This window comes from Agrobacterium tumefaciens (genome assembly GCF_009649785.1).
In the GTDB taxonomy this organism is placed as follows: domain Bacteria; phylum Pseudomonadota; class Alphaproteobacteria; order Rhizobiales; family Rhizobiaceae; genus Agrobacterium; species Agrobacterium tumefaciens.
Map to the genome: position 1 here is coordinate 36,692 of NZ_WJOK01000008.1, position 12,667 is coordinate 49,358.

Below are 12,667 nucleotides of genomic sequence, written 5' to 3' on the forward strand. Positions count from 1 at the left end.
GATCTGTCGGAACTGATGGGGATTAAATAGTGGCCAGCGGTGTTCTCACGGGTACGACCACGTACTCATGAAGGAGCCTGCGCCGTGAAGCACCTCTACTCCATCACGCTCGTTATTGCCACATTGGCCTGCACGCCTGTATCTGCAAGCCCGTTTTCGTCCGCCGCCGGACGTTACCGTATCGATCCCGCCTCGCACATCGGATTTTCGATTGCACAGGTTGCCGGTCCGGGCATCAACGGCACTATTCCCGATATATCCGGCCGCTTCGATATCGATCCGGACCAACCGTCCAAGTCCTATGTGGAAATCAGTTTGAACCCTTCCAGCGTGAAGACAGGCCAAGAGCGGGTGGAAAATTTCCTGCGGTCCAGCGCAGTTTTCAACATCGCCGCCTATCCGCAGATCGTGTTTCGCTCCAACCGCGTTACGCAAGACGGGCCGCGCAGCGCGGTGGTTGAAGGTGTGCTCACGGCCCGAGGCGTCTCCAGAGCCGAGACGTTTCACGCAACATTCGTTGAGCAGCAAAAGGGTTCCGTCACCTTCCATGTCACCGGAAATATCCCCCGCCTGCCCTATGGCATGGGCGTTGGCGTGCCGCTCTATTCGAACACGGTTGCCTTCGACATAGATTTGAAGGGCGTCAGATAAAAACGACGGAACGTCAAAAAAATCGGCGGGACGGGATTAATTGCCGCTGGCCGGTGTTCTGTCTTGTATCGGACATGGTGTCCGCACCGTTACCTCTCAAAGGACGATCTCATGCGTGAACATCATTTCATTCTGGCAGGCGCTCTCGCGCTCGCCTCCACTGCCGCGCTTGCCGAACCATACGCCGGTGGCGCGGTGGTTGAAACGGCGACGGCAAAGGGCACGATCCTGACTGACACCAAGGGCATGACCCTTTATACGTTCGACAATGATGGCGATGGCTCGTCAGCCTGCTATGACGGCTGCGCGAAGAAATGGCCGCCGCTTGCGGCTGCCAAAACCGAAAAGGCGGATGGCGACTACAGACCACTCGCCCGCAGGGATGGCACGATGCAGTGGTCGCATGATGGAAAGCCGCTGTATCATTGGCAGATGGACAAGAAGCCCGGCGATGTCACGGGTGATGGTATTGGTGGCGTCTGGCACGTTGCCAAGGAATAGCACCCATGCCTGATTTTCTTGACGAGATCACAAGTTGCATACCGGCGCTTCGACGTTACGCGAATGCGCTCACGCACGACCGTGACACGGCTGACGATCTCGTTCAGGACTGTCTGGAAAGAGCGATCCGCAAAAAGGCGCTGTGGCGGCCGCAGGGGCCGTTACGTCCATGGTTGTACCGGGTGCTGGTCAACGTTTACCGCAACAATCTGCGCGGCAGAAACCGCCGGCCCTCGCAAATCCCGATTGATGATGTTGCCGAACAGATGTTTGTGCCGGCGCCGCAGACGGGCCGGATCGCGCTTGCCGAAATGGCCCGTGCCATCGAAAAGCTGTCATGCGAGCACCGTGAGGCCCTCCTCCTCGTCGTCGTCGAAGGCCTGAGCTATGCGGAAGCGGCAAAGGTTCTGGAAATTCCGTTGGGTACTTTGATGTCCCGTCTGGGGCGCGCCCGAACAGCCTTGGCCCGCATGACCCAGGAAGACCAGCCAAATCTCAAGGTGATAAAATGACTGGCAACGAGCCGCAGATAACCGAAGCCGATCTGATATCCTATGTCGACGGGCAGCTCGAAGACCAGCGACGTGATGCCGTTCGCTCCCACCTCGCCTCCAATCCAGCCGATGCGCGCAAGGTCGAGATATGGCAGCGGCAGAATGCGACACTTACGGCTCTCTATCGCCCTGCTGATGTCGATGTTTTACCCGAGCGCCTCGATGTTTATCGGATGGAGCGGCGCTTGCGATCGGAGCGTGCAAATTGGCGCAATCTGGCAGCGGCATCCGTTCTCGTTCTGGCAGTTGGACTGACAGGTGGCTGGTTCGGGCGCGGACTTGTGTTGGAGGTCGAGGCACCTGCCCATTCCATCGTGGCGGATGCGACACAGGCGCACAAGTTGTTTGCAAGCGAGGTTCTGCACCCTGTCGAAGTTCGGGCTGATGCCGAGAACGCCTCCAGTCTGCCGAAATGGCTGTCAAAACGGCTCGACCGTAAACTGAACGTGCCGGACCTCACCCGCCATGGCTTGTCCCTTGTCGGCGGCCGGGTGCTGCCCAGCTCCGAAGGCGCCGCAGCTCAGCTGATGTATGAAGACAAAAGTGGGCAGCGTGTCACTCTTTACATCGTGGCTGCGGCTGAAACGAGCGATACCGCCATGCGGCGCTCCAATGTCGACGCGCTGGAAACAGTGTCCTGGGATGACGAAACAATCCGCTGCGCTCTGGTCGGCAGCCTGCCGTCCGACCGCATGGACGCTATTGCCAAAGACACCTATCAACAGCTGAGTTAGCCGATGCAATATCTCAAGGGGCATTCCGATAGAGCGACGAGCGGCGTAAGGAGATGGCGAAACACGTCCGCCTCCTTTGGTTTGGTGGCGATCGTTTTCCATTGGACGATCGCGCTCCTATTCCTCGCGCAGCTTGCGCTGGGATATCTCATGAGCCGCGACATCGATCCGGTGCTTCAGTTCAATCTTTTTCAGTATCACAAGTCGATTGGGTTTCTGGTTCTGGCCCTCGCCCCCCCCCGCTTCATCTGGTCGGTTTTCAGCAGGAAACCGCGGGCTCTGGATGGTGAAGGGATGGCTTCGAGGTTGGCCGCACGGGCGGCTCACGCCGCACTGCTGTTCCTTACTCTTGCCGTTCCCCTTGCCGGTTGGGCCGTCGCGTCGACGTCTCCTCTGCAGATCCCCAGTTACGTCTTCGATCTTGTCGTCGTGCCGGGACTACCCATGGCGATCTCCGACCAAGCCGAGGCCTTCTGGACTAAGGTTCACGCCACTCTGGCCTATCTTGCCGCAGTTATCGTCGTTCTTCATGTGGCAGCGGCGCTGTGGCACCATTTCGTCCGCAAAGATCCAACGCTTCGGCGCATGATCGCTTTCAGGGCTGCTGCAGACAACAGGAGCCGCACCGCCTCCCCTCGAAAATAGCTAATAAAGTGTTCTCTGGTAGTCCTTTTCCAGATCGTCATCCAATTTCCGCATCTCATCCTTGTTGCTGGGCGCCCCCGTCGTTTCGTCAAGGATGATTTTGATGAGCGACGGCATCTCGGAGCGATCCTGAAAATGATCCGGGCTCCACAAATGAGACCGCCGAAACGCCTTGGCGCAATGCATGAAAACCTCACTCACCCTGACGACAATCGCGAGTTTGGGCGCACGATCATTGATGCTCATGCTTCTCAGAAGTTCCGGGTCGGTTGCGAGCTTTGCCTGCCCGTTCACACGCAACGTGTCGTCAAATCCCGGTATGACAAACAACAGCCCGACGCTTGGATTGGCAATGATATTGGTCAACGTATCCAGACGATTGTTACCCGGCCGATCCGGTATCGCGAGTGTGCGTTCATCAAGAATCTTGACGAACCCCGCAGGGTCGCCACGAGGGCTTACGTCAGCACTTCCCGCCAGATTCTGCGTTCCTATGCACAGGAACGGAGAGCGTCTGATAAATTCCCGCGCATGCTCGCCAATGGTGTCCTGACACTTCAATATCGCCAGCGCGTGGGTCGCCTCGAACAACCCTCGAAGCGATGGCTCATCTGTTATTGCAAATTCCGGATCAAGTTCAAACGCCGTCATCATCCTCACCCTTGTGACGTTGCCCCGTTGTTCCGATCAGCTTCACCAGACGAAAACGCCTGGATATTGCTGACATATCGATTGTTCTTCTCTGTCCGCATTTGAGCTGCTTCTAAGTTTGAGGTACGTACCTCAAACTTAGCACTATCGCAGATTTCAATTTCAATCAAGAAGTAGAACCGGCGCCGATAGAGGCACAACAATCACCGAAACGGCTGCGGGAGCCTTTGAGGGCGGGCAATCCTGTACAGACCGTGTAGTTTGTTCTTACCTTAAGGCCCTCGCTATTCACCGACGTTCAAGCGGTCGAAGCGGCCTTGAAGACGGCAAGCTGGTCGGCAAAGGCGCGTTGATAGGCCGGACGCGCCTCACCGCGAGCCACATAGGCTGAAAGGTTTGGATATTCGTCGAGGATGCCTGAGCTTTTTATCCTTTGCAGCACCGATATCATCAACAGATCTCCAGCGCTGAACGCACCGTCGAGCCAGTCGTCGTCACCGAGGCAGCGGGAGAGTTCGCCGAGCCGCTTGCTGATATTTTTATCGATCATCGCTAAGCGCTCTTCGTACCAGCTCTTGTCGCCCTCCAGAAATCGGGCAATCGAGCGGTCAACGATTGGCGGCTCCACCGTGTTGAGCGCGGCGAACATCCAGGTTATCGCCCGTGCCCGCGCATTCACATCCCGCGGCAACAGGCCGGCATTGCGCTCCGCGATGTGGAAAATGATCGCGCCGGATTCGAACAGTACAAGGTCGCCCTCCTCATAGGTCGGGATTTGTCCGAACGGCTGAAGTGCCAGATGCGCAGGTTCCCGCATCGCCTTGAAGGAGAGAAGGCGAACATCGTAGGACAGCCCCGCTTCCTCCAGCGCCCAGCGGACGCGCATGTCGCGGGCCAGACCCTTGCCGCCATCGGGCGAGCGTTCAAAAGCGGTGATCGTGATCGTCATTGCTGTTCCCCATCGCGTCTGTTTGGAGACTATTGGCTCATTGTGGTCGAGCATCAGCTTTTTGCGCCGGCCGGAAAAGGCAGCGCGTCAGAATAGGCGTTTGCCAGAACGAAAACAATCCTTGTACGTTTCAATGACAGGTCATTAGCGTGCCGTTTGCCGTGGAAAGGGCTGGCCATTTCACGCAAAAACTCTAAGCTCCTGCGCCGGACGCGGATTGCCAAAACCTTCAGGATTTCAATTTAAATCATTAGGGAGAAACCATCAGATGAGCCTGCGTATAAACGACATCGCACCCGATTTCACCGCCGAGACCACACACGGTCCGGTGAGCTTTCACGAATGGATCGGCGACGGCTGGGCGGTCCTGTTTTCGCATCCGAAGAATTTCACGCCGGTCTGCACCACGGAACTCGGCGCGATGGGCGGCCTGCAGCCGGAATTCGAAAAGCGCGGCGTCAAGATCATCGGCATTTCGGTCGATCCGGTCGAAAGCCATGAGAAATGGAAAAACGACATCCGCACCGCGACCGGCTTTAATGTCGATTATCCGCTGATCGGCGACAAGGACCTGAAAGTCGCGAAGCTCTATGACATGCTGCCGGCGGGCGCTGGAGACAGTTCCGAAGGCCGCACGCCGGCCGACAACGCCACCGTGCGCTCCGTCTTCGTTGTCGGTCCCGACAAGAAGATCAAGCTGGTCCTCACCTACCCGATGACCACCGGGCGGAACTTCGACGAAATTCTTCGCGCGATCGATTCCATCCAGCTGACTTCTAAACATCAGGTGGCGACACCGGCAAACTGGAAACAGGGCGAAGACGTCATTATCACCGCCGCCGTCTCCAACGAGGATGCGATTGCCCGTTTCGGCTCTTATGACACTGTTCTTCCATACCTGCGCAAGACGAAGCAGCCCGGCTGATTTGAAATCGATAAAGGGGCGATGGATCTCCATCGTCCCTGTTTGATCTTACTCGCGGCGCGGCTACGGCTTTATCACGCCGCCGTGGTAGTCGAGCCGGTACACCTCAACGCTGTCCCGATATATGCGCTCCACGCCGGTAAAAGACCGGAATTCGCCCTCATTGGTATCGACATAGATCATGTCTTCGACCTCGTGGGTGAAGCCGCCGAGGAAGCGCCCTTCCCTGTATAGCGTGGAAAGCGATCGCTGGATCACCCTGCCCGCCACCGTGCCGTCGATTAGCTCAGGGCGGATGATGCGGCCGTAATAATTCATGGCCCAAAGTGGAATTCCCTGATGCCAGACGACCTCCTGACCGATGAAGTCGGTTCCGCCGAAATAGCTATCGATATAGTTCCAGTCGCCACTTCGAAAGCCGAGGTCGTGTGAGCCGATGCGGGTGGGTGTCGAGGATTTGTTGCCGCCGCCCACATAAGTGGCGGACTTGGCCTGCACGATGAATTCTTCCAGCATCGGGAATACCTCACATCAGGAACATAAAGTGAACATACTGGACTTGTGTGAAGGTCGCAAGCGTATTCCTTACCCTGCCTGTCGCCATATTTTCACAGATGGCGGGCTTGGTAATCGCAGCGTTTGCCCTTAAAAGCGATGCATAAATGATCCTCGAAGAGTGCCCATGTCGCAGACCCCGCAAATCTATGTCGATGCCGACGCTTGCCCCGTGAAACCCGAGATTCTCAAGGTGGCGGAACGGCATGGGCTGGAGGTGACTTTCGTTGCCAATTCCGGTTTGCGCCCGTCGCGCGATCCGATGGTGAAAAACGTGATCGTATCGGCCGGTTTCGATGCGGCGGATGACTGGATTGCGGAGCGTGCGGGCGAAAACGATATCGTCATTACCGCCGATGTGCCGCTCGCCGGGCGTTGCGTTGCCAGGGGCGCGCTGGTGACGGGACCGACCGGCCGCGTTTTCGACCAAACCAACATCGGCATGGCAACTGCGATGCGCGACCTTGGCGCACACCTGCGCGAAACCGGTGAGAGCAAGGGATATAACGCGGCTTTCTCGCCGCGCGACCGGTCTGCTTTTCTGGAGACGCTTGACCGTTTCTGCCGCCGTGTCAAAAAATGACCGCGTAAACAGGAAGGCGCAGCCCATGACCCCGGCCAATCCGCAGAGCAACACCTATAGCCGCCATAAGCCTTTCTTCGTCGCTCTTTTTGTTGGCGCCTTCGGCCTTGGCTTGGCGCTGGCATTCGCACGGCCGCTCGCCATCGAAATTGCAGCCATTCTGTTTTTCCTGACCTATCTCGGGCTGGTGGCCTTTCGGCTTCCGAAATTAACGGCCCAGCACCTGAAAGCGCATGCCGATAGTGATGACCTGCCGGCAATGGCCATCATCGCCATTACGCTGATCGCTGCCACCGTCGCCGTCGTTTCACTTTTCCAAGCACTCAACCATTCCGGCGAAACCGTCTGGACGCTGCTGCTCGCCTTCGGCTCCGTGATTTTCGGGTGGCTGACAATCCACACCATGACCGCCTTGCACTACGCACATCTTTACTGGCGTCCGGAAATCGTTGATGGCAAGCGCAAGCATCGCGGCGGCATGGATTTCCCGGCAACGAAGGAACCCTGCGGTTACGACTTCCTCTATTTCGCTGTTGTCATCGGCATGACGGCGCAGACCTCGGATGTTGCTGTAACCACGACACCGATGCGCAAGGTCACCCTGTTGCACTCCATCGTCTCCTTCTTCTTCAACACGGTTCTGGTAGCAGCGGCGGTCAATGCTGCGGTCGCGCTTGCGGGCTGAACCGGAAAAAACTCTTCATAAAGGAATGGCTTCATGAATATCATCTCGCAAAATACGGCCTTTGGCGGCATGCAGGGCGTATTTTCGCACCCATCCGAAACCCTGAAATGCGAGATGACCTTTGCAGTCTATGTGCCGCCGAAGGCGATCAGCGAGCCGTGCCCGGTTCTGTGGTATCTTTCCGGCCTCACTTGCACCCACGCCAATGTCATGGAAAAAGGCGAATATCGCCGCATGGCATCCGAACTCGGGCTGATCATCGTTTGCCCGGATACCAGCCCGCGTGGCAACGATGTGCCTGATGAAGTGACCAACTGGCAAATGGGCAAGGGCGCGGGCTTTTATCTCGACGCCACGCAGGAGCCTTGGTCGGAGCACTACCATATGTACAGCTACGTGACGGAAGAGCTGCCAGCCTTCATTGGCCAGCATTTCCGCGCGGATATGAGCCGTCAGGGCATTTTCGGCCATTCGATGGGCGGCCATGGTGCCATGACGATTGCGCTTAAGAACCCAGACCGCTTCAAGAGCTGCTCCGCCTTCGCCCCAATCGTCGCCCCCTCCTCTGCCGACTGGTCCGAACCGGCGCTGGAAAAATATCTCGGAACGGATCGTGCCGCATGGCGGCAATACGACGCCTGCTCGCTGGTCGAAGACGGCGCCCGTTTTCCGGAATTCCTGATCGACCAGGGCAAGGCCGACAGTTTCCTCGAAAAAGGCCTGCGTCCCTGGCTGTTCGAAGAGGCGATCAAAGGAACCGATATCGGCCTGACGCTGCGCATGCACGAGCGTTACGACCACTCCTATTATTTCATCTCCAGCTTCATGGATGACCATCTGAAATGGCATGCCGAGCGACTTGGCTAAGGCTGCGAAAGGGGAAGCTTAACCTGCGCGGTTTGGATTCGTCCGACATCTTGAACAGCGACGTGACGGCGTTTTTAGTACGCCGTCTTCGCTATGGCTTTCGGAGATTTATGCATCCAAAGGAATGCGGGCGATGACCTTGATCTCGAAATCGAAGCCCGCGAGCCAGTTCACGCCTATTGCAGTCCAGTTCGGGTAAGGCTTCGTGCTGAAAATCTGCTGCTTGACGGCCATGATGGTTCCGAACTGTTTTTCGGGGTCCGTATGGAATGTCGTCACGTCGACAATATCATCAAATGTACAGCCCGCTGCATGCAGCGTGGCTTTGAGATTTTCGAAAGCCAATTGTACCTGACGTTCAAAATCGGGTTCTGGCGTTCCATCGGAAAGGCTGCCCACCTGCCCGGAAACGAACAGAAGGTCCCCGGATCGGATAGCCGCCGAATAGCCGTGCTCCTCGTAAAGAGCATGTCTGTTTGCGGGAAAGATTGCTTCGCGCTTCGCCATTTTTAAATCTCTCTTCTTTGTAATCAAGTGCACTCTCTGGGCGGAACGTTACGCTTCGAGCGCTTCACACAACGCCTTATTTGATATACGGTGCGTATTTGAATTTGGTGGCATACGTTCCGTATGTCAACCCGTATACGTCACGTATGTGAAATTGAGGAGAGTATGGCGAAAAGACGCGCGGAAACGATGGAGGAAAATCGCGTAAAACTGATCGCGGCTGCACGAAAGATTTTCGCCGAAAAGGGATACTCTTCCGCATCAATGGACGAGTTGACTGCTGAGGTTGGTCTGACGCGTGGGGCGCTTTATCACAATTTCGGAGATAAGCGTGGGCTGCTGGCGGCGGTGGTCGATCAGATCGATTCTGAAATGGCGTCTCGCGCTCAAGAGATCGGGGCATTGGCCGAGGACGATTGGCAAGGTTTGCTCGCCGAGGGCGCCGCCTATATCGAAATGGCGCTTGATCCGGAAGTACAACGCATCGTTCTGCTCGACGGGCCTGCGGTGTTGGGTGATCCGTCGCAGTGGCCTAGCCAGAGCAGTTGTCTGCATGCGACCAAGCGAACGGTTCAGAGCCTCATCGAACAAGGGGTCATCAAGTCAGTCGATGCGGAAGCTGCTGCCCGGCTTCTAAGCGGCGCTGCACTTAATGCTGCGCTATGGATCGCCGCCAGTGACGATCCCGTGAGGGTGCTGCCGAAGGCTGTCGAGGCTTTCCAGTCCATGGCCACCGGCCTTCTTGTGAAACCAGTTTAAACTCTATCTGGAAACCATATTTGTTCACGGAAACAACGCCGTCGCGAGCGTTGTCGGTCCGGGTCGGCTCAGCCGGAACTCGCGGATCACGCGCTCCGCGACGCCGTAAGCGAGATCCTGCTCGATCGACTGATTGTCGAAGCTGACGACGGTGGCTGTGAATTTGGCCTCGGCGATCACCTCGCCCGTCGCCACGGCGGCCGCACGAACGATGACACGGGCCGATGCCCGTTCTCCAAACAGGAAGGGGCCGCGGGTGACGGATGCGAGGCGAATGGTCAGCACAACGCGCGGTCTGATTTCGCCGCGTGCCGTCGTTTTGATGGCATTCTGTAGTTGCGCATGAATGGATTGCATCAATGCTGGCGCTACATCCGGCCGTGCCGCTACAAAGGCGCCGCGCACATCATAAAGCAGCCGGTCGGCATTGGTCGCCTCCGGTTCCAGCCTGAAAGACATGAGCGTGAAACACGCCAGCACAACAATGCCAAGGCGTTTCAATCGAGTGTTCATGATCTGCGGCTCCCCTAACGTGAGGTAACCGCATATTCGGTCATCAGGGTTAGAAAAGCGTTAAGGCGCGCTCTTCAACGCCTCCAGAACGTTGAGTGCTGCACGCATGTCGATGAGCCTAGTGGCGCGGCGCTCCAGCGCCTCCTCGTCCTCGCCCCAATGTTCGGCGGTCCAGTCCTCGTCAAGATGAGCCAGCGCCCAGGTTTCCTCCAGCGTCAGCTGCCCTTCCGCCAGTGCCAGCGCCAGAATGGCGGAGCCGGTCAGCGACGTCATGGTGTGCAGGGCGGCAAGCGCGATCGGCGTATCGTATTTTTTGAGCGTCACGGCAAAGGCTGCAACGGCTTCCCGAGGCTGATCGCGATGCATGACGCCTTCGACGAGAGTGAAGCGTGCGCCGAGAACATTGGCCGCCCAGTCGATCACCGGATCCCAATGGTCCGCCTGCCGCGCCACAAGCGCTTCCGGTTGACCTGCGCGGTAGCACAGGAGATCGGAAGAGGAAAAGCGCAGTATGTCCTCGAAAACCGCCTGGGTATCGCTGGCGATGCCGTCGATGGCGGTGTTCACATGCCGGGAGACCGGCATGACGACCGGGTTCACCACTTCTTTCTGCGCATCCCATTCATCGCGAAGCAGATCCGCAAGCGCCTTCGATGGCAAGACAAGCGGCTTCTTGGCGGGCGTGCGCAAAGGTTTGCCATCGAGATGGATGGTGAAGCCGCCGTCTTCCACGTCAGCAACGGTAACGTCCTTATAGAAACGTTTCGGCAGGGGCCGCTGCATCTGGATTTGGGCGCGAAGGATCGGATCGGGGTGGCTGAGGCCTTCCGAAAGGTCGTTCAGGAGATCACGCATGGCACGTCCTCATCAGTCGAATAGAAAGGATCATTCAAGAATATCGGCAGGAACATGGGCCGGAACTTCGCTTGGATGGCTGACGACGGCGTCTGCGCCCGCCTTCCAGAGATCATCGACCGAGGCGTAGCCCCAAGCAACGCCGATGGCCTTTGCGCCGGCGGCCTTTGCCATCTGCATGTCATAGATAGCATCGCCGATGACGACAGTGTCGGCCGGAACCATGCCGGTTTCATGGCAACATTCCATCACCATGGCCGGATGCGGCTTGGAAGGGCAATCATCCGCCGTGCGCGACACGATGAAATGCTCGGCAAAACCATGCGTTTCGAGAATATGGGTCAACCCGCGACGGCCCTTGCCGGTGACCGCGCCGATCAGCACCTCATCCCGCCTGGCGAGCGTGTCGATTAAGGGCGCGATACCGTCGAACAGCGGCTCGATCATGCCAGGTCGGGCGCGGATCGGGTGATAGATTTCCCGATAGCGCTCAGTCATCGCGCGCGCCTCGTCATCCACATGCGCCTTACCGAGCATGCGGGCGATGGCGATGTCGAGCGTCAGGCCGATAATTGCCTTGGTCTGCGCAATATCAGGCCGTGGCTTTCCGAAATCGGCAAAGGTATCGACCATGACGGCATGGATAAGGCCGGCGCTGTCGACCAGCGTGCCGTCACAATCGAAAAGAACGAGTTTCATCTGATATCAGCCTTCCCTGTCGCCATCGGCCACGTCGAGGCCGAGCAGGTTCCAAGTCTGTACCATATGCGGTGGCAAAGGCGCGCTGACGCGAAGCCGGCCGCCATTCGGGTGCGGAATGTCGATATGGCGTGCATGCAGGTGCAGACGCTTTTGTACACCGCCCGGAAAATCCCAGTTCGGATCATCGATGTAATATTTCGGATCGCCGATGATCGGGTGCCCCATATGCAGTGCGTGAACGCGCAGCTGGTGGGTACGGCCGGTATAGGGCTCCATTTCCAGCCAGGCGAGGTTCTGCGCAGCGGTATCGATGACACGGTAATAGGAAATGGCGTGATCTGCCCCCTCCTCGCCGTGCTTGGCAATGCGCATGCGGTCGCCGTCGGGGGTCTGCTCCTTGACCAGCCAGGTGGAAATCTTGTCCTGATGCTTGCGCGGTACGCCGCGAACCAGCGCCCAATAGGTCTTCTTGGTATCGCGCTCGCGGAAAGCGGCCGTCAGCTTCTGTGCAGCACCTCGGGTGCGGGCCACTACCAGCACGCCCGACGTGTCACGGTCCAGACGGTGCACCAGACGCGGCTTTTCGCCCTTCGGGCTGGTCCACGCTTCCAGAAGCCCGTCGATGTGACGGTTGACGCCCGAGCCGCCCTGCACGGCAATGCCGGCCGGCTTGTTGAACACCAGAACCTTGTCGTCCTCATGCAGCAGCATGCGCGCCAGAAGTTCACCGTCTGCCGAATGTTTGAGGTCCCTGGATCCGATCGGTCCGCTTTTGACCTTGAGGTCGGAATCAACAGGCGGCACACGCACCATCTGTCCCGGCTGCACCCGTGCGTCCGTCTTCACCCGGCCGCCGTCCACACGCACCTGTCCGGAGCGCAGAAGCTTTTGCAGCTGCCCGAACCCCAGACCCGGATAGTGAATCTTGAACCAGCGATCGAGGCGCATACCGGCCTCGTCGGCCTCGACCTTGATATGCTCGATACCTGCCATGAAATTTCCAGTCTCTCTGTCTTGATCGCGCGCCCTGT

General features: G+C 57.9%; 18 protein-coding genes. 10 read left to right on the top strand and 8 right to left on the bottom strand.

The window, feature by feature from the left end:
• Positions 1 to 84 precede the first annotated feature (84 nt).
• The 5 genes from GH784_RS10320 (at position 85) to GH784_RS10340 (ending at position 3,085) form a co-directional block, all read left to right on the top strand.
• Complete coding sequence (locus GH784_RS10320; protein WP_038490955.1) at positions 85 to 651, top strand: YceI family protein; 567 nt, start codon at positions 85 to 87, stop codon at positions 649 to 651.
• Between the two features lie 111 nt (positions 652 to 762).
• Positions 763 to 1,152 carry a COG4315 family predicted lipoprotein gene (locus GH784_RS10325; RefSeq protein WP_065704576.1) on the top strand — a complete coding sequence of 130 codons (390 nt, stop codon included), beginning with the start codon at positions 763 to 765 and terminating at the stop codon, positions 1,150 to 1,152.
• A 5-nt stretch (positions 1,153 to 1,157) separates the two neighbouring features.
• Entirely contained in the window at positions 1,158 to 1,664 is a 507-nt protein-coding gene (locus tag GH784_RS10330; RefSeq protein ID WP_065704579.1) for a sigma-70 family RNA polymerase sigma factor, read from the top strand.
• Positions 1,661 to 2,440, top strand: a complete 780-nt coding sequence (locus tag GH784_RS10335; protein ID WP_065704581.1) for an anti-sigma factor family protein — start codon at positions 1,661 to 1,663, stop codon at positions 2,438 to 2,440. The genes GH784_RS10330 and GH784_RS10335 overlap by 4 nt, the downstream gene beginning before the upstream one ends.
• A 3-nt stretch (positions 2,441 to 2,443) precedes the next feature.
• Positions 2,444 to 3,085: a cytochrome b gene (locus GH784_RS10340; RefSeq protein ID WP_153793406.1), complete on the top strand. Its 642-nt coding sequence runs from the start codon at positions 2,444 to 2,446 to the stop codon at positions 3,083 to 3,085.
• Here the strand turns inward: GH784_RS10340 and GH784_RS10345 are convergent, their stop codons facing one another.
• Both GH784_RS10345 and GH784_RS10350 read right to left on the bottom strand, forming a co-directional pair.
• On the bottom strand, positions 3,086 to 3,736 hold the full coding sequence (locus tag GH784_RS10345) for a pyridoxamine 5'-phosphate oxidase family protein (protein ID WP_013636066.1): 651 nt from the start codon (positions 3,734 to 3,736) through the stop codon (positions 3,086 to 3,088).
• A 298-nt stretch (positions 3,737 to 4,034) separates the two neighbouring features.
• On the bottom strand, positions 4,035 to 4,685 hold the full coding sequence (locus GH784_RS10350; protein ID WP_065704583.1) for a glutathione S-transferase family protein: 651 nt from the start codon (positions 4,683 to 4,685) through the stop codon (positions 4,035 to 4,037).
• 268 nt (positions 4,686 to 4,953) lie between these two features.
• Between GH784_RS10350 and GH784_RS10355 the strand changes: the two genes are divergently transcribed.
• Positions 4,954 to 5,610: a peroxiredoxin gene (locus tag GH784_RS10355; RefSeq protein WP_003512980.1), complete on the top strand. Its 657-nt coding sequence runs from the start codon at positions 4,954 to 4,956 to the stop codon at positions 5,608 to 5,610.
• Positions 5,611 to 5,673: 63 nt separating this feature from the next.
• Here the strand turns inward: GH784_RS10355 and GH784_RS10360 are convergent, their stop codons facing one another.
• Positions 5,674 to 6,126, bottom strand: a complete 453-nt coding sequence (locus GH784_RS10360; RefSeq protein ID WP_065704585.1) for a DUF5680 domain-containing protein — start codon at positions 6,124 to 6,126, stop codon at positions 5,674 to 5,676.
• Between the two features lie 166 nt (positions 6,127 to 6,292).
• On the opposite strand from GH784_RS10360, the gene GH784_RS10365 reads away from it, so the two are divergent.
• The 3 genes from GH784_RS10365 to fghA are packed head-to-tail and all read left to right on the top strand — an operon-like array spanning position 6,293 to position 8,300.
• Complete coding sequence (locus GH784_RS10365; protein ID WP_003512976.1) at positions 6,293 to 6,748, top strand: YaiI/YqxD family protein; 456 nt, start codon at positions 6,293 to 6,295, stop codon at positions 6,746 to 6,748.
• A 25-nt stretch (positions 6,749 to 6,773) separates the two neighbouring features.
• On the top strand, positions 6,774 to 7,433 hold the full coding sequence (locus tag GH784_RS10370) for a DUF1345 domain-containing protein (RefSeq protein ID WP_065704588.1): 660 nt from the start codon (positions 6,774 to 6,776) through the stop codon (positions 7,431 to 7,433).
• Positions 7,434 to 7,466: 33 nt separating this feature from the next.
• Complete coding sequence (gene fghA / locus GH784_RS10375; protein ID WP_065704590.1) at positions 7,467 to 8,300, top strand: S-formylglutathione hydrolase; 834 nt, start codon at positions 7,467 to 7,469, stop codon at positions 8,298 to 8,300.
• A gap of 108 nt (positions 8,301 to 8,408) precedes the next feature.
• Here the strand turns inward: fghA and GH784_RS10380 are convergent, their stop codons facing one another.
• Complete coding sequence (locus GH784_RS10380) at positions 8,409 to 8,807, bottom strand: RidA family protein (protein WP_013636059.1); 399 nt, start codon at positions 8,805 to 8,807, stop codon at positions 8,409 to 8,411.
• 165 nt (positions 8,808 to 8,972) lie between these two features.
• Between GH784_RS10380 and GH784_RS10385 the strand changes: the two genes are divergently transcribed.
• Positions 8,973 to 9,566 (top strand): TetR/AcrR family transcriptional regulator, encoded by a 594-nt coding sequence (locus GH784_RS10385; protein ID WP_065704593.1) that lies wholly within the window; start codon positions 8,973 to 8,975, stop codon positions 9,564 to 9,566.
• Between the two features lie 24 nt (positions 9,567 to 9,590).
• On the opposite strand, the gene GH784_RS10390 is transcribed toward GH784_RS10385, so the two are convergent.
• The 4 genes from GH784_RS10390 to GH784_RS10405 are packed head-to-tail and all read right to left on the bottom strand — an operon-like array spanning position 9,591 to position 12,629.
• Positions 9,591 to 10,079 (bottom strand): hypothetical protein, encoded by a 489-nt coding sequence (locus GH784_RS10390; protein ID WP_013636057.1) that lies wholly within the window; start codon positions 10,077 to 10,079, stop codon positions 9,591 to 9,593.
• A gap of 60 nt (positions 10,080 to 10,139) precedes the next feature.
• Positions 10,140 to 10,934, bottom strand: coding sequence for an ATP12 family chaperone protein (locus tag GH784_RS10395; RefSeq protein WP_065704595.1), 795 nt, complete (start codon positions 10,932 to 10,934; stop codon positions 10,140 to 10,142).
• A 30-nt stretch (positions 10,935 to 10,964) separates the two neighbouring features.
• The gene (locus GH784_RS10400; protein WP_065704597.1) at positions 10,965 to 11,633 is read right to left on the bottom strand and encodes an HAD family hydrolase; all 669 of its coding nucleotides are present in this window, start codon (positions 11,631 to 11,633) and stop codon (positions 10,965 to 10,967) included.
• A gap of 6 nt (positions 11,634 to 11,639) precedes the next feature.
• On the bottom strand, positions 11,640 to 12,629 hold the full coding sequence (locus GH784_RS10405; RefSeq protein WP_003512960.1) for an RluA family pseudouridine synthase: 990 nt from the start codon (positions 12,627 to 12,629) through the stop codon (positions 11,640 to 11,642).
• Between the last annotated feature and the right edge of the window lie 38 nt (positions 12,630 to 12,667).

Bases quoted from the DNA above. Each gene is read 5' to 3' on its own strand.
- GH784_RS10325 (WP_065704576.1), top strand. From the start codon at position 763: ATGCGTGAACATCATTTCATTCTGGCAGGCGCTCTCGCGCTCGCCTCC.
- GH784_RS10395 (WP_065704595.1), bottom strand. From the start codon at position 10,934: ATGCGTGATCTCCTGAACGACCTTTCGGAAGGCCTCAGCCACCCCGAT.
- GH784_RS10330 (WP_065704579.1), top strand. From the start codon at position 1,158: ATGCCTGATTTTCTTGACGAGATCACAAGTTGCATACCGGCGCTTCGA.
- GH784_RS10400 (WP_065704597.1), bottom strand. From the start codon at position 11,633: ATGAAACTCGTTCTTTTCGATTGTGACGGCACGCTGGTCGACAGCGCC.
- GH784_RS10345 (WP_013636066.1), bottom strand. From the start codon at position 3,736: ATGACGGCGTTTGAACTTGATCCGGAATTTGCAATAACAGATGAGCCA.
- GH784_RS10365 (WP_003512976.1), top strand. From the start codon at position 6,293: ATGTCGCAGACCCCGCAAATCTATGTCGATGCCGACGCTTGCCCCGTG.
- GH784_RS10370 (WP_065704588.1), top strand. From the start codon at position 6,774: ATGACCCCGGCCAATCCGCAGAGCAACACCTATAGCCGCCATAAGCCT.
- GH784_RS10340 (WP_153793406.1), top strand. From the start codon at position 2,444: ATGCAATATCTCAAGGGGCATTCCGATAGAGCGACGAGCGGCGTAAGG.
- GH784_RS10380 (WP_013636059.1), bottom strand. From the start codon at position 8,807: ATGGCGAAGCGCGAAGCAATCTTTCCCGCAAACAGACATGCTCTTTAC.
- GH784_RS10335 (WP_065704581.1), top strand. From the start codon at position 1,661: ATGACTGGCAACGAGCCGCAGATAACCGAAGCCGATCTGATATCCTAT.
- GH784_RS10360 (WP_065704585.1), bottom strand. From the start codon at position 6,126: ATGCTGGAAGAATTCATCGTGCAGGCCAAGTCCGCCACTTATGTGGGC.
- GH784_RS10385 (WP_065704593.1), top strand. From the start codon at position 8,973: ATGGCGAAAAGACGCGCGGAAACGATGGAGGAAAATCGCGTAAAACTG.
- GH784_RS10355 (WP_003512980.1), top strand. From the start codon at position 4,954: ATGAGCCTGCGTATAAACGACATCGCACCCGATTTCACCGCCGAGACC.
- GH784_RS10350 (WP_065704583.1), bottom strand. From the start codon at position 4,685: ATGACGATCACGATCACCGCTTTTGAACGCTCGCCCGATGGCGGCAAG.
- fghA (WP_065704590.1), top strand. From the start codon at position 7,467: ATGAATATCATCTCGCAAAATACGGCCTTTGGCGGCATGCAGGGCGTA.
- GH784_RS10390 (WP_013636057.1), bottom strand. From the start codon at position 10,079: ATGAACACTCGATTGAAACGCCTTGGCATTGTTGTGCTGGCGTGTTTC.
- GH784_RS10405 (WP_003512960.1), bottom strand. From the start codon at position 12,629: ATGGCAGGTATCGAGCATATCAAGGTCGAGGCCGACGAGGCCGGTATG.